This is a genomic window from Sphingorhabdus buctiana (assembly GCF_042680825.1).
Taxonomy (GTDB): Bacteria; Pseudomonadota; Alphaproteobacteria; order Sphingomonadales; family Sphingomonadaceae; genus Sphingorhabdus_B; species Sphingorhabdus_B buctiana.
Window position 1 is genome coordinate 94326 of the sequence record NZ_JBHUEL010000009.1, and the last position, 18425, is coordinate 112750.

An 18425-nucleotide genomic window follows, 5' to 3' on the forward strand; every position below is an offset into this window, starting at 1 on the left:
GCTATTGATCGCTTTCTGAAATTTTGGGAGACCGGCGGCGTGCCGGAATAAGGCCGTTCTCGCTGAGTTCGCCAAGCTCGTCGCGCCGTGCGGATCGGCGCAGCTGCTGGACGCGCCTCGTCTGGCTGCCGACACCGCCGGTCGCGGGATTGGTCGATTCCAAATATTGGAAGCGGGAGGCCATGTGTTTGCTCCATGGTTATCCTCCCGCCTCCAGCCCGCGGACGGGGCGACCCGACGGGCGTGCCAAGCAAGAAGGAAAGGCTAGCTACTACCTTCTATACGCAGGCCAGGCGATCATCCCTCAGGCTGGCATCAGTTATCTGTTCTTCCTGTGCCGCTATTCATGCTCCTTGGGCTCCTTTCACGCCACTCAAGATCGAGATCGACCCGGTAACCGTGTTAAGTTGTGTGAGTTCGCACACATCCAAAAAACCGGCTTCGGCCATGAGTGGTATGAGCACGCCGTCTGCGTTGGGCTGGGTATCTGCCTTGCCGTCGAGTTTCTGGATGGTTGCTCGGAACAGCTTGCGCATCAACCACGAGCGTTGTTCACTATAGTCGGCAATATACAGTCGTCCGTTCGGTTGCAGCACAGCATGGATTTCGCGCAATAGGCGCAATTTCTCGTCGAGAGGCACCTGATGAAGAACGAGGCAAAGTGTCGCCAGGCTAGGCGCTGGCCAATCGGCAACCGCATCTGCCGCGAAAAGCTTGTGCGCGAATTCGGCCTCTATGCCTGCACGGCGTGCCTTGATGCGGGCGATCTCGACGGCATGCCGGTCCGGATCGATGCCGAAATAGCGCGTAGCCGCGTTTCTTTGGGCTACTAAAACAGCGAGGCTGCCAGTCCCGGCCCCGATGTCGAGCAGGATATCTTCGTTCTTTGGAGATATGAGTTCAATAAGCGCGTTCCGCCAAACTCTCTCGCGTGTCGAGAGCCTCACGCCGAGATCGTAAAAGGGTGTCAGAAAATGATGTCCCGCAGGCGGCGTATAGGATCGGCTGTCGGGCATCAGCTGCGGCTCATGTTCGGCGAAGATGAGCTTGCTTCGGGAACCGCTTTTCGGAAGGGCTCGGCAAGTTGGGCCAGATATGCCTCCGGATAATCGCTGCGGCCCGCAATCCCAACCTGTCCTGCCCGGATATGATCGCTCGACTTGAACCGCGCCGTCCCCAACAGGACATCCCAGATCGTGAAGAATAGCCCGAAATTGACATCTCCCTCGGTGGCCGAGGCGAGATGGTGGTGCCGATGTACCGGAGCCACTGCCCAGAGATAGGCGAGAGGGCCGATGCGCATGTCGACATTGGAATGCTGCAATTGCAGCTGGATCGCGACCGCGAATGAGCCAATGATCGCGATCTCCTGCGGGATGCCCAGCAAGAGCCAAGGCAGGGTACCAATGGATATCTCGATGAGCTGGTGGACGGGATGTTTCAGAAGTCCGTTAAATCCATATATCCGGCGCACCGAATGGTGCACTGCATGGAAGCGCCAGAGCAGCGGGACTCTGTGACTGGCAAAATGGGCCAGACTGATGCCTGCGTCCAAAAGGATGATCGCGAGCAGTATCTGGACCCAGAACGGCAGCGACGTCGGCCAAACGGAAGGCCATGGAACGAGGCCCGCAAAGACAGGCAGCAGAAGGACGAGGATCAGAATTGACCCTTCATTCACCAGAGCATGCGCCAGATCGCGTTTGCCGTCGCCATGACTGTAATTCCATTTGGTCTCGAACGGCGCAACACGCTCGGCAATCAACGATGTAAGGATCGCGACCATCAACAAACCGATCAGCCAGAAAGGCGACACACCTGAAGCCACGAGCATCGCCGCGCCCGCGACAAAGAACAGAAAATAAACGGGGGCATAAAGAACGCGGAAAAGGGTCATGGAAGCGCTCCAGAAAACATCTTGGCCGCTTTATGACTTACGAGAAGGGGTCGGTCTTGAACGTTTCGCTGATGCTCGTCAGCGGATCACCGAAATTTCGAGCTGCGCCAGCCCAAGCGAGGGTGTCACCCCGAACCACTCGACAAGCCGACGCGTAAAATGGGCCTGATCCGAAAATCCCCCGGCAGCCGCTGCGTCCGCCAGATTGCGGGTTTGTCGAAGCGCATCAATCGCGTGTTGCAACTGGAGCCACTGGAGCAATTTGGCTGTTGGGACACCGAAATCGTGGATGGCAACTTCGCGCAGCCGGGTCGTCGAGAGTCCGAGCGCTTGTGCCAGCTCAGAGGGGCTGGTCCCGGGTATAATCTCGCTCAACGCGGCATGAAGCCTGCCATCGATCGGGCTGGACGAGGAGCTGCTGTTTACGAAAGCGCCTATCCACTGCTTCGCCATTTCACCGCTAGTGACGGCTTCGAGGGCCGCGGCTTCCTTCGGGTTCAGTTGTTTTGGCACAGGCGTTTGGATCAGGTCGCGCATGCCACGGAAAAGAGGGTCGACATAGATGGTTCGGACAGGCGCGCCCCCCGGGGTCAGGCAGTGCTGTATACCTGCCGGGATGATTGCGGCTTCGCCACGGGCGAGTCGTAACGGGTGTGGTCCCCCGATCGCGCAGTCAACCTCGAGCGCGAGGCTGACCTGATGTGCCACATGGCTGTGCAGCCGGTTCTCGCCAGTATGCGCATCAAGGATCGCCCAGCCCAAGCCGAGCGTCATACGCCCTAACCAAGGGGTTCCTTTTCGGCTCAAGGCATCGTCATGCCGGCAGGCGGTTCGAGCTGGCCCAGCCAAGCCACAAGGCCAAGGATCAGCAATGCCGCCGCGCCTTCCATGGCCATTGATTTGCGCAAAGCGGTTACCGCGTCGACAGTGTCGCCCATTTCAAGGCCAATTCCGAGCTGCGGCGTCAGGCGCCAGCGGTTCTGCGCCGCAAGCGCAAGCATGATCCCGACAAGCCCGACCTTACCGAGCAAAAGCTGGCCGTAGGTTGTCGTGAAAAGCAAGGCGAGCCGCTCGGGGCCGACCAGGATGAAGCTGTTGATTAGCCCGGTGACGATAATCAGCGCGACGGAGACGGTGCCAACCTTGGCAAAATGTTCGAGCGAGCGGTGCGCTGTTTTCAGTCTGTCACCCCACAGACCATCGGCAGGTGCACGAAGCATCACCGCGAAAGCGGCAATGCCGCCCAGCCACAGCGCTGCCGCGATCATATGAACAATATCGCTCACGCGGTGGAGCGCCCCAAGGGTTCCCTCGGTAGCACCTGCATGCCCCGTCCAAACGAGCGATGCCAGTGCGATGGAGGCAAGCAGGCCAATGCCCGCAGAGAGCGCAGTCAGTGTCAATTTGTCGGTAAGGCATAACAACAGGGCTATGATGAGCACGCCAATCCGCACGACTCCTGCGGTGCCGATCTCGGTTTCCGACATCAGCATCCAGAGCATCTCGGCGCGGACCGACACTATGCTCACGCCGTCCATCGCCGCAGCGACCATGAGCATTCCGATGACAGACGCAATCGTGCCGAGCAATGTCAGGACCCGGAATAAGATGCGTGCATCGAATGCGACATCGCGCTCGCGCTCTATCCGGTTTAGCGCGTACAGGTTGAATGCAGCGAGGCCGACGGTCGCCATCAGGATCGCAAATAGTGCGAGCCTGATGGCGACAAGAAGCGGATCAGCCACAGATTACTTGACAGTGAACGAAAATTCGCTGCCCATACGGTGCGTATCCGCCCCTGCTGCCGACCATGTGACCTTGTATGTTCCGGGAACCAGAGCCTTTTTCGGCATTAGCATCATCGATTTTCCATCCTTGCCCATCATCGAGCTGAAGGCGATCTTCATTGGCGCATGGTCTTTCATCCCGGGCATGCCTGTCATCAGCAGTTCAGTCTTCATGGTCGATGCGATGATTTTTTCGTTGAAGATCAGGTTGATCGACTTGACATTGGCCTTCGAAACTGTGGCGTTTGCAGCCGGCGTCGAGGACACAAGTTTCGCGTGAGCGAACGCCGCGCCCGGCATGGAAGCCAGCGCAAGGCCGGCAAGAGTGAGAGCAAGGACAGGTCTACGCATGATAAGTCTCCAATAAAGTGCGTTCAGTGGTACATACGCATGCGACGGCCTTGCCCCTCATGGCGAAACGGAATGAGGGATAGTGCGCGCCGGTGCGTATAGCAGGAGGAACGGACTTGGATGAGGACATGATGGACGACTTACTGAAGCAATTGGGGCGCGGACCTCCTTCGGGCTTGCTTGAGGGCTTTGATGACCGAGTGATGGCTACGCTCGCTGTGCGCCAGCGCGAGGTCAGCGGTGCGCAGCGCTTCATGGCGCTTGCGGCAATGGTTTCGCTCGGTGGAGGAGCCTTTGTGGGTATGACGATGGGCGAACCCGCCCAAGCGGCTCGCCCATTGTCGCCCTTTGCACCCATGACTGCTTTGGCCCCATCGGTCCTGCTGGATCCGCGCTGATCATGGGATCTCGGCGAATACTGCTCATCGCGCTGATCGCGTTTGCCTCGGCGATCGCTGGCGTGTTCGTTGGGCGTCTCGTTTCTGAACAGCCCAGGGCAAACGAAACCGAACTTCACGCTGTTTTGCACAAGAAGCTCAAGCTCACTCCGCAGCAACATAGCAAGATTGATGCAATCGAAGCGCGGTACGCGGTTCGGCGAAAGGCGCTCGAGTTCGAGATGCGGGCTGCAAATGCGCGATTGGCCGAAGCGATTGAGGAGGAACATGGCTACGGTCCCAAGGTCACCGCCGCGATTGACCACAGTCACATGGTCATGGGAGCGCTGCAAAAGGAGACGCTGGAACATCTTTTCGCCATGCGTGAGGTCCTGAATCCCGAACAGGCGAGAATGTTCGACAGCACCGTGGTCAAAGCCCTGACCGCCGATGCGCGGTGACGCTCGACCTCTCGCAATGTGACGATCAAGAACTGGCGAGCCTTGCCGTTGCCGGTCGGGGCCAGGCATTTCGCGAACTGATGCGCCGCTATAAGGACCCGCTTTACCGGCTGATCCGCAACAATGTCGGCGATCCCGAAGAGGCGACCGATTTGCTGCAGGAAAGTTTTGTTTCGGCGTTTGCGGCCATTCATCGTTATGACGCCCAGCGCCCTTTCCGATTCTGGCTGTCGCGCATCGCCTTGAACAAATGTCGCGACTGGGCGCGCAGGCGCGCCGTTCGTTCCTTCTTCTCCTTCGCGCGCCCGATCGAAGCCGATGAGGATTTCCAAAGCGAGGCTCCCGGGCCGGGCCGCGAGGTCGAGAGCCGTGCAGAACTTGCTCGCGTCGAGAAGGCGATTGCTGCGTTGCCGCACTCATTACGTGAAGTGCTTACGCTTCGTACGATCGAGGAACTCAGCCAGGCGGAGACCGCGGCGATTTTGGGGATTAGTGAAAAAAGCGTCGAAACAAGACTTTACCGTGCGCGGGCGCAGTTGAAGGCGCATCTGGCAGGATCTTTGGACAGCGCCGAACCTTAACGGTGGCGCATTTCCGCAACTGCGGTCCGGACCGGTCGCAGAAAGATCCTTCTTCCATGAGGGGAAGACAGGCGCGCTGCGTATACCCAAATGACAAGCCTTACTTCTCAACCGGACGGACTATGAACATCGACAGACGAAAATTCATCGGCACGGCTGCCGTTGGCGGAACTGCAGCAGCCTTTGCGAGCTGGGTTCCAGCTTGGGCGCAACCGGTTTCCGGAGGGATCACTGGCCCGCTTCCGACAGTTTCGGGGACCGACATCAGTCTGCGGATCGCCCGCCAGACCATGCGCGTCGATGGCAAGGTAAGTCGCGCCATCGGCATCAACGGCACGGTCCCGGCACCACTGATCCGGTTGCGCGAAGGGCAAAATGTTCGCTTGTCGGTCACGAATGATCTCGATGAGGATAGCTCGATTCACTGGCATGGCCTCATATTGCCCTTCCAGATGGATGGCGTTCCCGGCGTCAGCTTCCCTGGAATCAAGCCGCGCTCAACCTTCGTTTATGAATTCCCCGTCATTCAGTCGGGGACCTACTGGTATCACAGCCATTCCGGGTTGCAGGAGCAGCTTGGCCACTACGGCCCGATTGTCATCGATCCCAAAGGTATGGACCCCATTGCCTATGATCGCGAGCATGTCGTTGTGCTTTCCGACCATAGCCAGCTCTCGCCCGAAGCGATTTTTCGCAAGCTGAAGGTCAATCCCGGGCACTTCAACATGCAAAAGCAGACGCTTGGCGGTCTGCTGGCAGGCAAGGATCAACCGCTCAAAGAGCGGATCGATTGGGGCAAGATGCGAATGGATCCGACCGACATCGCCGATGTCAATGGATCGACCTATACTTTCCTTGTCAACGGCTATGGCCCCAAGGACAATTGGACAGCATTGTTTACGCCCGGCGAGCGGGTGCGGCTGCGGATCATAAACGCCGCCGCCATGTCGATATTCAACGTTCGCATCCCTGGGCTAAAGCTGACGATCGTGCAGGCGGATGGGCTGAACGTGCGTCCGGTCGAGGTCGACGAATTCCAAATCGGCGTCGCCGAAACCTATGACGTGATCGTGACGCCGACTGACGATCGCGCCTATACGCTGGTGGCCGAAGCGAATGATCGTTCGGGCATGGGCCGCGCCACATTGGCGCCGCGCGCCGGCATGGCCGCAGAAGTGCCGCCGTTACGCGAACGACCGCTGGCGACCATGAAAGACATGGGCATGGGCGACATGGACATGTCGGGTGGTGCGGCACCGGGAGCGGATCATTCGGGCATGGCGATGGGAGCAGTCGCCACCGATTGCTCGCCCGAGCATGCCAAAATGGGCCATTGTACACCGGCCGATGCGGCAGCGCCTGCAGTCGACCATAGCGCGATGGGCCACGGCGCGGGCAGCATGAGTCACAGCATGCGCGATTTCAGCGTGGCACCGCAGGTCAAAAGGGATCCGAGCGTTCAGACCATCTCGCCGATGCCTGTCGACCGCATGGGCGAACCGGGGCAAGGCCTCGAGAATGTAGATCATAAGGTAATGACCTATCATGATCTGGTGGCGCTCGACCGCAATCCTGATGTGCGCGCTCCCGAACGCTCGCTCGACATTCACCTGACCGGCAATATGGAGCGCTTCATGTGGTCGTTCGACGGGATCAAGATGTCGGACTATCACGAACCCATCCCCTTCCTCGAGGGCGAGCGTGTCCGGATCAATCTCATCAACGACTCAATGATGAGCCACCCGATCCATTTGCATGGGCATTTCTTCGAGTTGGTGACGGGGAAAGGCGATTATGCACCGAGGAAGCATACGGTGCTCGTCCAGCCCGGCGGCAAGGCGAGTTTCGACTTCACAGCCGACGCCCTGGGTGACTGGGCCTTCCACTGCCATTTGCTGTATCACATGCACGCCGGAATGATGCGCGTCGTCAGCGTCCGTCCGCGGGGAGAAGCGGAATGAGCATCGCCCGTCTTCTGCTCGCCGGTATTGCTGCGTTAAGCCTTGCTTTGCCCGCTCATGCCCAGTCGATGCAGGGCATGGACCATTCTTCGATGCCGGGCATGAAGAAGCCTCAAAAGCCTTCGGCCAAGGCGCCGTCGAAGCCGACATCACAGCCCCCGGCTGGGCCTGAGGCCATGCCGAATATGGATCATGGATCAATGCCCGCAGTGGCGGACGAATCCAACGCTCAAAGCGCCACGTCCGATTGCCCGCCCGAGCACGCAAAAATGGGGCATTGTACTCCAGCCGCCGACAAAACTGGGCGGGACAAATCGACACCGCAATCCGCGGCCCAAGCGGCAGGGCATGATGCCAATCCGGGCATGACAATGGAGGAGAGTTCGCCGAGCGCGGCAGCGGTCGACCCAAATTGTCCTCCGGAGCACGCGAAAATGGGCCATTGCACCCCGAGAGCATCGGTTGCACCCGAAACGGATGACAGGACGGCATTGGGTACCAACCTTGAGCCAGGCAACGCGCCTGCGCCCGCGCCGCCTTTGGACTGGTATGCTGACCGCATTTTCTCGAAGGAAGAAATGGCGCAGGCCCGCGAAGAGATGATGAAGGAAAGCGGTGGGACGACGTTCCGCTATCTGTCGTTCGATCTCGCAGAATATGTCGTCCACAAGGACAAGGACAGCTACCGTTGGGATGGTGAGGCCTGGTTTGGGGGCGACATAAATCGCTTCGTGTTCAAATATGAGGGCGAGGGTGAATTTGGCGGCCCGCTCGACGACCTGGAGCTCTTCGGGCTCTACTCTCGCTCCGTATCGCCCTACTGGAACTTGCAAACAGGCGTCAGATATGACGTAAAGCCCGACCCTTCGAGGACTTATGCCGTCATAGGCGTGGAGGGTTTGGCGCCCTATTGGTTCGAGATTACCGCTGCGGCGTTTCTCTCGAACAAGGGCGAAGTGCGGGGACGCATCGAAGGCTATTACGATCAGCGGATCACACAGAAATTGATATTGCAGCCCCGGTTTGAAGCGAACCTGTCGGCGCAATCGATCCCTGAACTTGGTGTCGGCGCCGGACTCACAAATCTGGAACTCGGTGCGCGCCTGCGCTATGAAATCAAGAAAGAATTCGCGCCTTATGTCGGCGTTGAATGGATACGGCAGTTTGGCGAGACCGCGCGCTTTGCGCGTGCAAGCGGGTCGCAGGTGTCTGATCCGCACTTTGTGATGGGTGTGCGTATCTGGTTCTGAGGTCTGGATAAAGAAGGAGTCTCGTAAATGCCGATGGCGCGTCGCCTCCATATTGTCGCGAGCAAGGTTCACAAATGGTTGTCGCTCATCATCGGTATTCAGTTGCTGCTGTGGTTTGCCAGCGGTGCCTTGATGAGCTTCTTGCCGATTGAAAAAGTGCGTGGCGAACATATCATTGACCGCGACAGGGTAGAAGCAATCCCCGCTGGCTTGCCATTGATTGCGCCAGACAGACTTGTTGCGAAGTCCCAAGGGCCGGTCGAATCGATGACCTGGCGAATGCTCGACGGCAAACCTGTTGCGGAAGTCACAACCTCGAAAGGCTTGACGCTATTCGATGCGGCAACAGGAACAGTGCTTGCTCCAGTCGATGCGGTCCTTGCCACAAGGATAGCCCAGAACGCCTGGAAAACGCCTGCTATGCCCGTCGAAAGGGCTTTGCGGGTCACGCGCGAGAGTCCGGAATATCGCGCCGCGCTTCCGGCATGGCGCGTCGAATTCAAGGATCCGGACCAAACCAGCGTTTTTGTGGCGGCCGAAAGCGGGCGGATTACTGCGGTTCGAACGGGCACCTGGCGGCTCTACGATTTCTTCTGGAGCCTGCACATCATGGACTGGAAGAACCATGAAGATTTCAACACACCCTGGCTGCTGGCCTTTGCGGTCAGCGGGCTTGTTCTCGGAATAGCAGGCACTATTCTTCTGTTCATGCGCTGGCCGTTTCGCAGGAGAAGGCGGGCGACATGAAGCTGGTTGCGGGCCTTCTCCTCAGTCTCGGTCTCGTTTTTCAGGCAGGGCCGTCCTGTTCATCTGCGGTCCAGCCCGCTCCAACATCAATGAGTATGGATTGCTCGGGCATGGACGAATCTGATCCGCCGATGCAAGACAGCGATGGCAAGGATATGGCCACGGCCTGTCATGCCTGCGTGTCCCGCATCGCCGAATTGCCGGCTGTACCCCGGAGCCTGGTCTGGAAAGATCTCGTGCCCGGTGTGGAACTGCAGAATGCGATCAGGGGGACTGCTTTGAAACCTCCGACGCCGCCTCCGCGCAGACAGGATCTGCTAAATCTTTCAACCTGATCACGGAGTATAATCATGAAGACCAAATATCTGCTTGGCGCGCTCGCGCTCACCATGTCCACGACGGCTTTTGCCGCCGAACCGGCACCTGCTCCCAAGAAAGAGTGCTGCTGCTGCAAGAAGGACGAACAGGGCAAAATGGCCTGTTGCAAGGACAAGGCCGAAAAGGCCGACGATGATCATGCCGGCCATGATATGGATGGCATGAAGGATAAATAGGCCAAGAATTGTCTCGCGCGGGGGGCGGCTATTTGTCCCCCGCGCCCAATCTGGAAGAAAGAAATTTCCATGCGAAAACTTATTCTTGCGCTGGCGCTGGCAGGGACACCTGCGATGGTGTCGGCTGCGGCAGTCTTGCACCGGGATCCCGGTTGTGGATGTTGCATGAAATGGGCGGCACAGGTCAAGGCAGCGTTCGGTCGGCCCTTGAAAGTGGTGGACGATTCCAACCGTGCGGCGCTGCAAAAGAAGCTGGGCATATCCCCCGCGCTTCAGTCCTGCCATACCGCCATCATCGATGGTATAGCCTTTGAGGGCCATGTGCCGATTGAAGACATGAAGCGCATTCTTGCTGCGAAGCCCAAGGGTGTGACTGGTCTTGCCGTCGGTGGGATGCCGCTTGGCTCTCCAGGAATGGAAGTACCAGGGCAAAAGCCGCAGAGCTTTGTCGTCTATTCTTTCGGCGCCGCAGGCCAGAAAGTCTACGCGCGGCACTGAACCGGTTTCGTCCCTACGTCCGGGCGGGGGGCTCCTTGTGCCCCCCAAAGCCCATGCGCATGGCCGATATAAGCTGGTTTCCAAATGCGTTGTCTCTCCTGGATTGGATGCGGGCGAACAAGGCTGACGCCAGCGCAGGGGTGGGAATGTTGCTTTCGATGGCATCATGGAGCATCCATCGCCCCTCGCCGGAATCTTCGATACGCCCCGCAAACGCCGAGAGCTTCGGATCGCTGTTGAGTGCTGCTGCCGCAAGATCGATGAGCCAGGACGATATGACGCTTGAACTGCGCCAAGCGTCGGCTATCGCATCAAGCTTCAGGTCAAATTTCTCGCTCGCTCGCGTTGCCGGAGTTGCGGTTGCAGCAAGGAGGTCGAAGCCCTCGGCGATCGCCTGCATCATGCCATATTCGATGCCGTTATGGACCATCTTCACAAAGTGACCCGAGCCGGAGGCGCCGGTCCTGACAAATCCTGGTCGCCTAGCTGGATTCGGGTTGGGGGGGGTCGGTCCGCCGCTTTCCTGGGAGCGACCGGGCGACAGACTGTCGAAGACCGGATCGAGAATATCGATCGCTTCATCGGGTCCACCCACCATCAGGCAGAAGCCGCGTTCGACGCCATGCACACCGCCCGAGGTTCCGACATCGAGAAATGCGACCCCGCGTTGCTCAAGCAACATGGCCCGCCTGTGTGCATCCCTCCAATTGGAGTTGCCGCCATCGACCAGAACGTCGCCCGGACTTAGCAAGTCGGCCAGAGCCAGAATTGCCTGATCGGTCGCCTCGCCGGCAGGGAGCATCAGCCAGATGCAACGTGGGGCTTCCAGCTGCCCGACAAGATCAGCAAGCGAAGCTGCACTCTGGGCACCCTCCTTAGCGAGCAGCGCGATTGGGTCGGGGCTGCGATTGTACACATGAACTTCGTGTCCCTGTCTTAGTAATCGCCGCGCAATGGCCTGCCCCATCCGGCCCAGCCCGTAAATCCCAAATCCGGCCATTAGCCTTCTCCTTCTGTCTTGTGCGCTTTAGTTTGTGTCCGGTTGGCCATCGCCGTTTCCTGCCATGGCCAGTGGCCATTGATCTCGACTCCAAGCGAGACGCTCAGGAAGGTCCGGACGAGTATGAGGCCCGCGAGCACCAGCAGGTCGTCGAAGCTCGGATTGATGACCAGCGATTTCAGGATGTCTCCTGCAACCAGGAACTCGAGACCAAGCAATATGCTGCGCCCCAGGACAGCGCGGACGGGCTGGTAGACAGCATCGATCCCCAACCGGCGCGCCCGCGATGCAAATAGAAAAATGGCTGCTGCCGCTCCGGCAAGTATCGTTATGGTTCCCACCAGCTCAAGCAGCAGCACGGCCAGCCGGACAAATGCGTCAAGCGCGACATTGCCGGGCTCAATGGTGATCATACCAACCTACATTGCGAATATTGTTCCAGCTGTCGGTGGTATGACAGGCAACGCATTGGTCGACCGGGGCACGTTCCTTGGCGATCCGTTGGGACATCATTTCAAAGTGCATCATGAAATGGCTCGGTGGTGCCTTGTGACACTCCGCGCACTGGCGCGAGTTTACCGATGGATGGCGGAATGCGGCAATCTTCCAGTCGGTCAGACTATGGCAGCTTTTGCAATCCTTGCCGAACAGCCCCTGATGACGGTCGCGCGCTGTATGGCAGCTCGCGCAGGAAAGGCCTTCTATGCCCAAGGACTGAGCGGGTGCCGGACGCGAACTGACGCCGAGGAGCGGCCCCCGCCATAGCTTGGGATCGAGAAGCGCCAGATGGTTCATGCGTGCAAGGCTGGCACCACCATCATGTTCGACATGACAAGTCGTGCATTGCTTCGCGTTCGCATGGAACCGCGTCGATGCCTTCGTGCCGAAATCGGTCCCTATATGGCAGGCTATGCATTTTATGGGTTCGACGCCTTTGTGCGGCGTGTGGCAGCTTTCGCAATCGGCCTGGAAGGAAGCATGTGCTGGAGACAAGGGTCCGGGATCGACCAGCGACGTCCAGCCCTTGACCGCGCTACTTCCCGCCGAATGCGTCATGAGCGGGACAATGACGACAAGCAGGGCGAGCGCCATGGCAAAAACCGCGTAAAGGAGCCGCATGCCCTTCATAGCCAGCGGAACCCGAAATAATATCCGGCCCAGATGTGAAGCAGGAGAAGCGCATAAAAGAGGGTGCTGGTCGCAATGTGGATGATCCTCCACGCCCCGAAAAGGCGCGATACGCTGCGTTCTGCGCGCACGGCATATTCGGTGTCAGCCAGCGCTTCCGCGCGCGTCCTGGCGTCGCTCAAGTCCGCAGGATCGAGAGCGTCCGTTTCGGCAAAGAGAAAATGCCAGCGGCTCTTTTTCAAGGGGTTCGGCGTATCGCCGGCATCAGCCATGGCCAAAGGCGGATCAAGGCCCAGCCGAAGCACGGCGAGTTCGGATTCGCGTGCGCGGATTGCCTTCGTTACCTGGATCAGGAAATAACGTCCGACAAAACCGCTCCAGACAACAAGGATGGCGGTTCCGGTCAGTGCAATGCCCAGCGGGCTTTCGAATTTGTGCGCGGCATGGATGAGCGCCAGGATCGGCCCGAGCACGCCAGCATAGATGTGGATCGATAACAGAGTCCGTTTGCTGATTCTTGGCTCAAGCCATCGGCCGAATGGAGCTATGCGCCGCGCCGCGACATGGACAAGCGGAACCAGCATGAACAGCGCAGCTGCTATCCCAATGATGCTGCCAACCAGACTGCCGGGGAACCGTGCCGAAACATGAACGACAAAGCCGAGCGGAAAGATGATCAGGAATGCGAACAGCAAACCCATCAACAGATCGCCGCGTTCGCGCATCAGGCTTCGACCACCAGCGGACCGCGGGTGCACCGCGCCTGGCAGGCGAGAACATAGCCTTGCGCCTTGTCGGCGGGGTCGAGCCCGGACTCTACCTCCATTGTGACTTCGCCTTCGAGGAGGCGCGTGACGCATACGCCACATTCGCCCACGCGGCAGGAATAGGGAATCTCGACGCCAGCTGTTTCGGCGGCCTCAAGGATCGTTTCGTTGGTATCGAGGGCGGCCGAGACGCCCGATACCGCGAAGGTCACCGTAGTCGCCGCCACTTGGTCGCGCGCGCCTTGCGCGATTGAAGAAATCTCGCGGGCGGTCGCGGTGACGGCTGCGGAAGCTGCTGCTTTGTCGGTCTTCACCGGGTCGTCGATCGGCAGCGAGGCAGGACCGAAGGCTTCGCTGTAGATCTGCGCTTCGGGAACCCCAATATCGGTCAGGATTTTTCGCATCGCCGCCATCATCGGTGGCGGCCCACACAGATGGATACGTCGCCTGGCGATTTCGGGAACCGCAATCTCGAGCAGCTCGCGCGATATGTGGCCTTCGGCACCGTGCCACACGGTACCGGGCGCACGTTGCATGGACGCAAAGACGTGCAGATTGGCATGGCGGCGTTCGAGCTGTTCGATCTCGCTTCGGAACACAAACTCGTCGGTCGATCGCGCTGAATAGACGAAAAAGATGTCGCCGGCCCAGGCCGTATCGGTAAGAAAGCGCAGCACCGACATCATCGGCGTGATGCCTACGCCGCCGGCAATCAGGACGATGCTGTCGGCATCGGTCCCGGTGAAGATGAAGTGACCAAATGGCCCGGCGATACGGACCAGATCACCCTGCTTGACGTCATCATGCAGGTGACGTGACACTGCACCTTGCGCTTCGCGCTTGACGGTGAGTTCGACATAGGCGCGCTGTGTCGGCGAGGAAGCAATTGTGTAGGAGCGCTTTGCTCTGACACCGTCGGCGCTGACGACTTCAACTTGCAGAAACTGACCCGGCAAGAAGTCAAAGGGCAACCGGTCGCCGCCAGGTGCAACCAACCGGAAGGTCTTTACCGTGGGCGTTTCAGTAAAGATTTGCGCGATCCGTAGATCACCCGCCCAGCGCTTGACTTTGCCAGCGGGTGCCGAATCCGAAAGCGCCGATGGACTCCGCGCCGCCTGCTGGGGCTCGGCTTGCAGGCGCGGAGAGATCGCTGCCTTGTCAGCTTCATTGGATACGGGAATGGGTGATGAACCATCGGTCGTGCCTCGGAGTAGCAACGGCTGTGGCGAACTGGCGGTAACAAGCGCGCGGATGCGGCGAAGCCGAAGCATCTGCAGGATCAGTAGGGCCGCGAGCGCAAGAATGGTAGCGGCCATGAACAGCCAATGCCCGGGTGACAGACCCCACAGCATTCCGGACATTGAAGCGTGATCGTTGACCGGTGCGAGTCCTAATTCGTCACGAAACCAGTTATTGGCGACCGCATTGCTGCTCTGACGGCCATCAAGCACCGCAGTCGTCGCCGCGCCGCTCTCGATAAGCGTAGCTGCTTCCCGAAGTTGTTTGGCGACGGAAGCGCCATCGATTGAATCCTGGTGCTGCGCCTCGTTGGTCGCCTCGGTGGCAAGATTCAAACCCTTGTGCAGGCGCGCCATCGCCTCCTGTGCGGCGCCCCGGCGGGCGGATTCATCACGGTCGGGCAGGGCAAGGAGGGCCGAGTAGGCGCTTGTTTGCTTGCGCCTTTCCATCTCGCCGCCCATCATGTCGTCCATCATCGCGGCCATCGCCGTGGCCGGCTTGGCCTTTTGTTGTGCGGGATCGGCTATCGATGGCGCAGTTTGGGTGGCAGGCACCGCATCGGCTGCAGAAGCCGTGGCTGGATGGTGCGCGGTGTGATCGCTGGCCGACTGGGCCGCAACTGCCTGCGGGAGGCAGGCAGTTGCGGCGACCAGGAGGAACATGGCCCGACGCTTTGCAGAAACGGTGATCATGTCTGACAGACGTCAGGCTTTACCGGTCACATATCGTTCATCGGCATCGGATCCGACTTGTCTTTGGGGGCCGCATCGGGTGCAGGCTTGTCGCCCATCCCTTTCATATTGCCGCCCTTCATCGCCGGATCGTTCATCCCACCTGGACCCATCTTGTCCATATGATCGTCCGCCATCGCGCCACCCTTCATTGAATCGTGCATCGCCTGGTCGTCGTTCATGCGATTGTGCATCTCGCGGGCGACTTCGGCTGCATCTTCGGACTTGCCGGTCTCGTCGGCGGGCATTGCTTGGACCGTCGTGTTGGCGTCGGTGGCATTACCATCGGTCTTGGTCGTGGGGTTACACGCACCCAGCGTTGCCGCGATGGCGATCAACGGTAAGGCTGAACTCAATCTGATATTGTTCCTAGTCATGATCTTTCCTTTCATTTTTGGCGAATTGTCTCCGGCAGGCGGCGACCGTTGGGGGGGAAGGTCCGGGGGGTGCTGCCCGCCTGCCGAAGTCTGTCAGGGCCCGGTTGCCATGGGTGCCCCATGGCTCTTGTGCCGGTGCCGATGCGGTGGGTGGGACATATACAAGATGATCGGGCAGTCGCTCACCGGGACGTCGATCGGACAATCAGCAACAAGCTGTTCGAGGGCCTGTTTGATTCCGCGCAGCTGCCTTAGCTTGCTTGTCAGGCTTTGGATCTTTTCTTCGGTAAGCTTTACAACGTCTGCCGCCGAAGCCGAGGCCGAGCTGCGGATCGATAGGAGCAATCCGATCTCCTGGAGCGTGAAGCCGAGCGACTGCGCTGTCTTGATAAAGTTGACACGTTCAACGTCGCTGCCGCTGTATATGCGGTAGCCGCTCGTCGTCCGGTCAGGGCGAGGCATCAGGCCCGAGCGCTCATAATAGCGAATGGTATCGCGTCCGACCGAGCACGCGGCTGCCAGGGCACCAATCGTATAGCCTCGCATCATCAGCCTCCTCTCTTTCGCGGGCGCACATCGCCTCTCTCAACCCGCGACATCATCATTTCAGCGGGGGCAAAGAATTTGATTGTTGTCGCGAAGCTGGTAGCTGGGCAGCCCCCTTAGGCTGCCCCGCCCTTGGGTCAGTTCTTTCGGAGCTCGACGATGTCGTGCTTAACAATCTTGCCTTCGGTCACTTGCGCGCGCGCAAAATGATCATCGACAACTTCGCTAATCTTGACCGAACCGACCTTAACGCGCTTGTAGGTTGGCGCATTCGATTTGTGATTGTGCTGATACTCAGCTCTATATACCTCCAGAACCTGTCCGGGCTGCGCGCCGTCGCTCTTGCCGATGCAGATAACTAGGTCGTTCGGTTCGACCGCAACGACATGACCGCGCATGATCCATGTGTGGTCAAGCCCTTGCGCGAGAACAGGTGTTGCCGCGAAAAGGGCGGCTCCGATCAACAGAGGTGCAAATAAGTTTTTCATGACGATTTGTTTCCCTTCGACTTGGTCTGCTGGCTGATTGCCATACAGCATGGTTGTTGTTCCTCCTGCGAAGTTCCGAACAAAGTCTGAGCTTCTGCATTTCAGTTGAAGGAATGATCCCAAGGCCATCGCTTCAAGCCATTCGGCGCTGATGCCTGGCAGGGAAATCGATCACTTCAACCCGGTCAATTTGCCTCATCCTGCCTAGCCTAAACAATACGTAGAGTGCACAGGGACGCCCGGACTTGTGTGTTTGAACCACATGGTTCGGGCAGCTGTGCTTTCGCCACTTTTCCCCAGAATTCAGGCATTTTTTGCTCCATCTTGGCGGCGCGTTCGAAGGCGTCGGCGACTCGGATGAAGATGTCTAGCCTATGGAGCATGGTCCAAGGTCAAGGGGTTGTTTTCAGGCAAGGCCAGCATGCGTTCTGATCCCTCCTGGGTTTCGGGCCAACGCGCACGACAATTGCCGATCAGGTTACGCAATCCCCGCAGTTGTGGACACCACGTATAGGAACGCGGATCAGTTGAGAGCATTTTGCGCACACTCACTGATCCGTTGGGCGTTTGCCATGCGGGTTGGACATCACAACCAAATCTGGAGAATATGATGCGCAGCTTTACCTCTTTCCTTGCGGCCCTGAGTCTGGGCGCGCTCGCCACAGCACCGGCCTATGCCGACGACAGCACCATGGCTCCACCAAAAAAGCCAGCGGCTACCGCCACGAAGGCGAAGCCGGCCAAACCGCACGATCACTGCATGAAAAGCGGGGACAAACAGATGCACGACCAGATGATGAAAGATCATTCGGGCATGAAGGGAAAAGCCGGAATGCGAGGAATGAAATGTTCCGACAAGGCCGGCAAGATGAAGGGGATGGGCAAGACCAAGCCTGCAACCAAACCTGCCGACATGCCAATGTCGGAGCACGAAGACATGTAGTCATTGAGCTGCCGGATCTCCCGAGCCGTCGGCGGAGAGTGACCCGTTCTGCCCATAGCAAGGGGAGCATCGTGCTATGGGCGCGTGCAAAATCCCTCCGTGGTTGCGTCGTGACCAGCCTCCTTCTCATTGATCGTAAAGAAGAGAATTAGCATCCAGCTGCGGCGCCAAGCTGCGCTGGTCGATACGGAAACGCGAGCCGCTGCGGAATACCTTTGCCGGGCGGTCGGTTCGACGATGATGTTACAAGGCAGACTACCGCCGCGTCATGCGGAAAGGTGCCAATTTCATTTCTTTGGCGGAGCATAGCGTGCAATTGCGTCGATGATAGCGCGTGCGACGAACGGCTTTGCAATCACCTCGTCAAAGCCCGTCTTGCGTGCGCACGCGTCGAGCGACTGGTCGCAATATGCCGATACCATGATGGCTTTCCCGCACCAGCCTTTGGCCCGCAATGTCTGCAATATGGTGAACCCGTCAACATCCACCATATGGTAATCGACAACAAGACAATTGCCGCACATGGCTTGCGGGTCCGCAAGGAGCGCGCTGCCGCTGGTGTAGCTTCGTACCGCATATCCGCACGAACACAGCATCAGCTGGATCGAACGACGAACCCGATGGTCATCATCCGACACGAGGATTGTAAATGGGGCTACGGGCGGTTTCCTGATCGGTACGGACATGATATCGGGTGCTCGAATGAAGGTGATTGTTCGAGCCGAAAGTCCCAAAAATTTGC

General features: G+C 58.8%; 25 protein-coding genes. 10 read left to right on the forward strand and 15 right to left on the reverse strand.

What is annotated here, in order from left to right:
* Nucleotide 1: 1 nt before the first annotated feature.
* The 6 genes from ACFSAG_RS10230 to copC form a co-directional block, all read right to left on the reverse strand.
* Nucleotides 2-184, reverse strand: coding sequence for a hypothetical protein (locus tag ACFSAG_RS10230; RefSeq protein WP_381514329.1), 183 nt, complete (start codon nt 182-184; stop codon nt 2-4).
* 160 nt (nt 185-344) lie between these two features.
* Nucleotides 345-1016: a class I SAM-dependent methyltransferase gene (locus ACFSAG_RS10235; RefSeq protein ID WP_381514331.1), complete on the reverse strand. Its 672-nt coding sequence runs from the start codon at nt 1014-1016 to the stop codon at nt 345-347.
* On the reverse strand, nt 1016-1897 hold the full coding sequence (locus ACFSAG_RS10240) for a sterol desaturase family protein (protein WP_381514334.1): 882 nt from the start codon (nt 1895-1897) through the stop codon (nt 1016-1018). Before ACFSAG_RS10240 ends, ACFSAG_RS10235 begins: the two co-directional genes overlap by 1 nt.
* A gap of 78 nt (nt 1898-1975) precedes the next feature.
* Nucleotides 1976-2671, reverse strand: coding sequence for a helix-turn-helix domain-containing protein (locus tag ACFSAG_RS10245; protein ID WP_381514337.1), 696 nt, complete (start codon nt 2669-2671; stop codon nt 1976-1978).
* Between the two features lie 29 nt (nt 2672-2700).
* Entirely contained in the window at nt 2701-3642 is a 942-nt protein-coding gene (copD, locus tag ACFSAG_RS10250) for a copper homeostasis membrane protein CopD (RefSeq protein ID WP_381514339.1), read from the reverse strand.
* A 3-nt stretch (nt 3643-3645) separates the two neighbouring features.
* Nucleotides 3646-4035 (reverse strand): copper homeostasis periplasmic binding protein CopC, encoded by a 390-nt coding sequence (gene copC / locus ACFSAG_RS10255; RefSeq protein ID WP_381514342.1) that lies wholly within the window; start codon nt 4033-4035, stop codon nt 3646-3648.
* Between the two features lie 128 nt (nt 4036-4163).
* Here copC and ACFSAG_RS10260 point away from each other — a divergent pair, with 128 nt between their 5' ends.
* The 9 genes from ACFSAG_RS10260 (at nt 4164) to ACFSAG_RS10300 (ending at nt 10464) form a co-directional block, all read left to right on the forward strand.
* Nucleotides 4164-4433 carry a hypothetical protein gene (locus ACFSAG_RS10260; protein WP_381514345.1) on the forward strand — a complete coding sequence of 90 codons (270 nt, stop codon included), beginning with the start codon at nt 4164-4166 and terminating at the stop codon, nt 4431-4433.
* Nucleotides 4434-4435: 2 nt separating this feature from the next.
* Nucleotides 4436-4873, forward strand: coding sequence for a Spy/CpxP family protein refolding chaperone (locus ACFSAG_RS10265; protein ID WP_381514347.1), 438 nt, complete (start codon nt 4436-4438; stop codon nt 4871-4873).
* Entirely contained in the window at nt 4870-5454 is a 585-nt protein-coding gene (locus ACFSAG_RS10270; RefSeq protein ID WP_381514350.1) for an RNA polymerase sigma factor, read from the forward strand. Before ACFSAG_RS10265 ends, ACFSAG_RS10270 begins: the two co-directional genes overlap by 4 nt.
* A gap of 122 nt (nt 5455-5576) precedes the next feature.
* Nucleotides 5577-7415, forward strand: a complete 1839-nt coding sequence (locus ACFSAG_RS10275) for a copper resistance system multicopper oxidase (RefSeq protein ID WP_381514353.1) — start codon at nt 5577-5579, stop codon at nt 7413-7415.
* Complete coding sequence (locus tag ACFSAG_RS10280; protein ID WP_381514356.1) at nt 7412-8665, forward strand: copper resistance protein B; 1254 nt, start codon at nt 7412-7414, stop codon at nt 8663-8665. The genes ACFSAG_RS10275 and ACFSAG_RS10280 overlap by 4 nt, the downstream gene beginning before the upstream one ends.
* 27 nt (nt 8666-8692) lie before the next feature.
* Nucleotides 8693-9412, forward strand: a complete 720-nt coding sequence (locus tag ACFSAG_RS10285; protein ID WP_381514358.1) for a PepSY domain-containing protein — start codon at nt 8693-8695, stop codon at nt 9410-9412.
* A gap of 110 nt (nt 9413-9522) precedes the next feature.
* Nucleotides 9523-9747 carry a hypothetical protein gene (locus ACFSAG_RS10290; protein ID WP_381514361.1) on the forward strand — a complete coding sequence of 75 codons (225 nt, stop codon included), beginning with the start codon at nt 9523-9525 and terminating at the stop codon, nt 9745-9747.
* 15 nt (nt 9748-9762) lie between these two features.
* Nucleotides 9763-9966, forward strand: coding sequence for a hypothetical protein (locus ACFSAG_RS10295; RefSeq protein WP_381514364.1), 204 nt, complete (start codon nt 9763-9765; stop codon nt 9964-9966).
* Between the two features lie 69 nt (nt 9967-10035).
* On the forward strand, nt 10036-10464 hold the full coding sequence (locus ACFSAG_RS10300) for a DUF411 domain-containing protein (protein ID WP_381514365.1): 429 nt from the start codon (nt 10036-10038) through the stop codon (nt 10462-10464).
* Nucleotides 10465-10477: 13 nt separating this feature from the next.
* Here the strand turns inward: ACFSAG_RS10300 and gnd are convergent, their stop codons facing one another.
* From gnd to ACFSAG_RS10340, 8 genes are all read right to left on the reverse strand, one after another.
* Nucleotides 10478-11464: a phosphogluconate dehydrogenase (NAD(+)-dependent, decarboxylating) gene (gene gnd / locus ACFSAG_RS10305; RefSeq protein WP_381514368.1), complete on the reverse strand. Its 987-nt coding sequence runs from the start codon at nt 11462-11464 to the stop codon at nt 10478-10480.
* Nucleotides 11464-11877 (reverse strand): DUF1622 domain-containing protein, encoded by a 414-nt coding sequence (locus ACFSAG_RS10310; protein ID WP_381514370.1) that lies wholly within the window; start codon nt 11875-11877, stop codon nt 11464-11466. The genes gnd and ACFSAG_RS10310 overlap by 1 nt, the downstream gene beginning before the upstream one ends.
* Nucleotides 11864-12583: a cytochrome c3 family protein gene (locus tag ACFSAG_RS10315; RefSeq protein WP_381514371.1), complete on the reverse strand. Its 720-nt coding sequence runs from the start codon at nt 12581-12583 to the stop codon at nt 11864-11866. Before ACFSAG_RS10315 ends, ACFSAG_RS10310 begins: the two co-directional genes overlap by 14 nt.
* 5 nt (nt 12584-12588) lie before the next feature.
* On the reverse strand, nt 12589-13317 hold the full coding sequence (locus ACFSAG_RS10320; protein ID WP_381514373.1) for a hypothetical protein: 729 nt from the start codon (nt 13315-13317) through the stop codon (nt 12589-12591).
* On the reverse strand, nt 13317-15260 hold the full coding sequence (locus tag ACFSAG_RS10325) for a 2Fe-2S iron-sulfur cluster-binding protein (RefSeq protein ID WP_381514375.1): 1944 nt from the start codon (nt 15258-15260) through the stop codon (nt 13317-13319). Before ACFSAG_RS10325 ends, ACFSAG_RS10320 begins: the two co-directional genes overlap by 1 nt.
* A gap of 56 nt (nt 15261-15316) precedes the next feature.
* Nucleotides 15317-15706, reverse strand: coding sequence for a hypothetical protein (locus tag ACFSAG_RS10330; protein ID WP_381514378.1), 390 nt, complete (start codon nt 15704-15706; stop codon nt 15317-15319).
* 93 nt (nt 15707-15799) lie between these two features.
* Entirely contained in the window at nt 15800-16255 is a 456-nt protein-coding gene (locus tag ACFSAG_RS10335; RefSeq protein ID WP_381514381.1) for a heavy metal-responsive transcriptional regulator, read from the reverse strand.
* A 134-nt stretch (nt 16256-16389) separates the two neighbouring features.
* Nucleotides 16390-16791, reverse strand: a complete 402-nt coding sequence (locus tag ACFSAG_RS10340; protein ID WP_381514384.1) for a hypothetical protein — start codon at nt 16789-16791, stop codon at nt 16390-16392.
* Between the two features lie 556 nt (nt 16792-17347).
* On the opposite strand from ACFSAG_RS10340, the gene ACFSAG_RS10345 reads away from it, so the two are divergent.
* A complete protein-coding gene (locus tag ACFSAG_RS10345; protein WP_381514387.1) occupies nt 17348-17683 on the forward strand; it encodes a hypothetical protein in 336 nt (111 codons plus the stop codon).
* 287 nt (nt 17684-17970) lie between these two features.
* Here ACFSAG_RS10345 and ACFSAG_RS10350 read toward each other — a convergent pair whose 3' ends face one another.
* Entirely contained in the window at nt 17971-18369 is a 399-nt protein-coding gene (locus ACFSAG_RS10350; RefSeq protein ID WP_381514389.1) for a response regulator, read from the reverse strand.
* Nucleotides 18370-18425 lie beyond the last annotated feature (56 nt).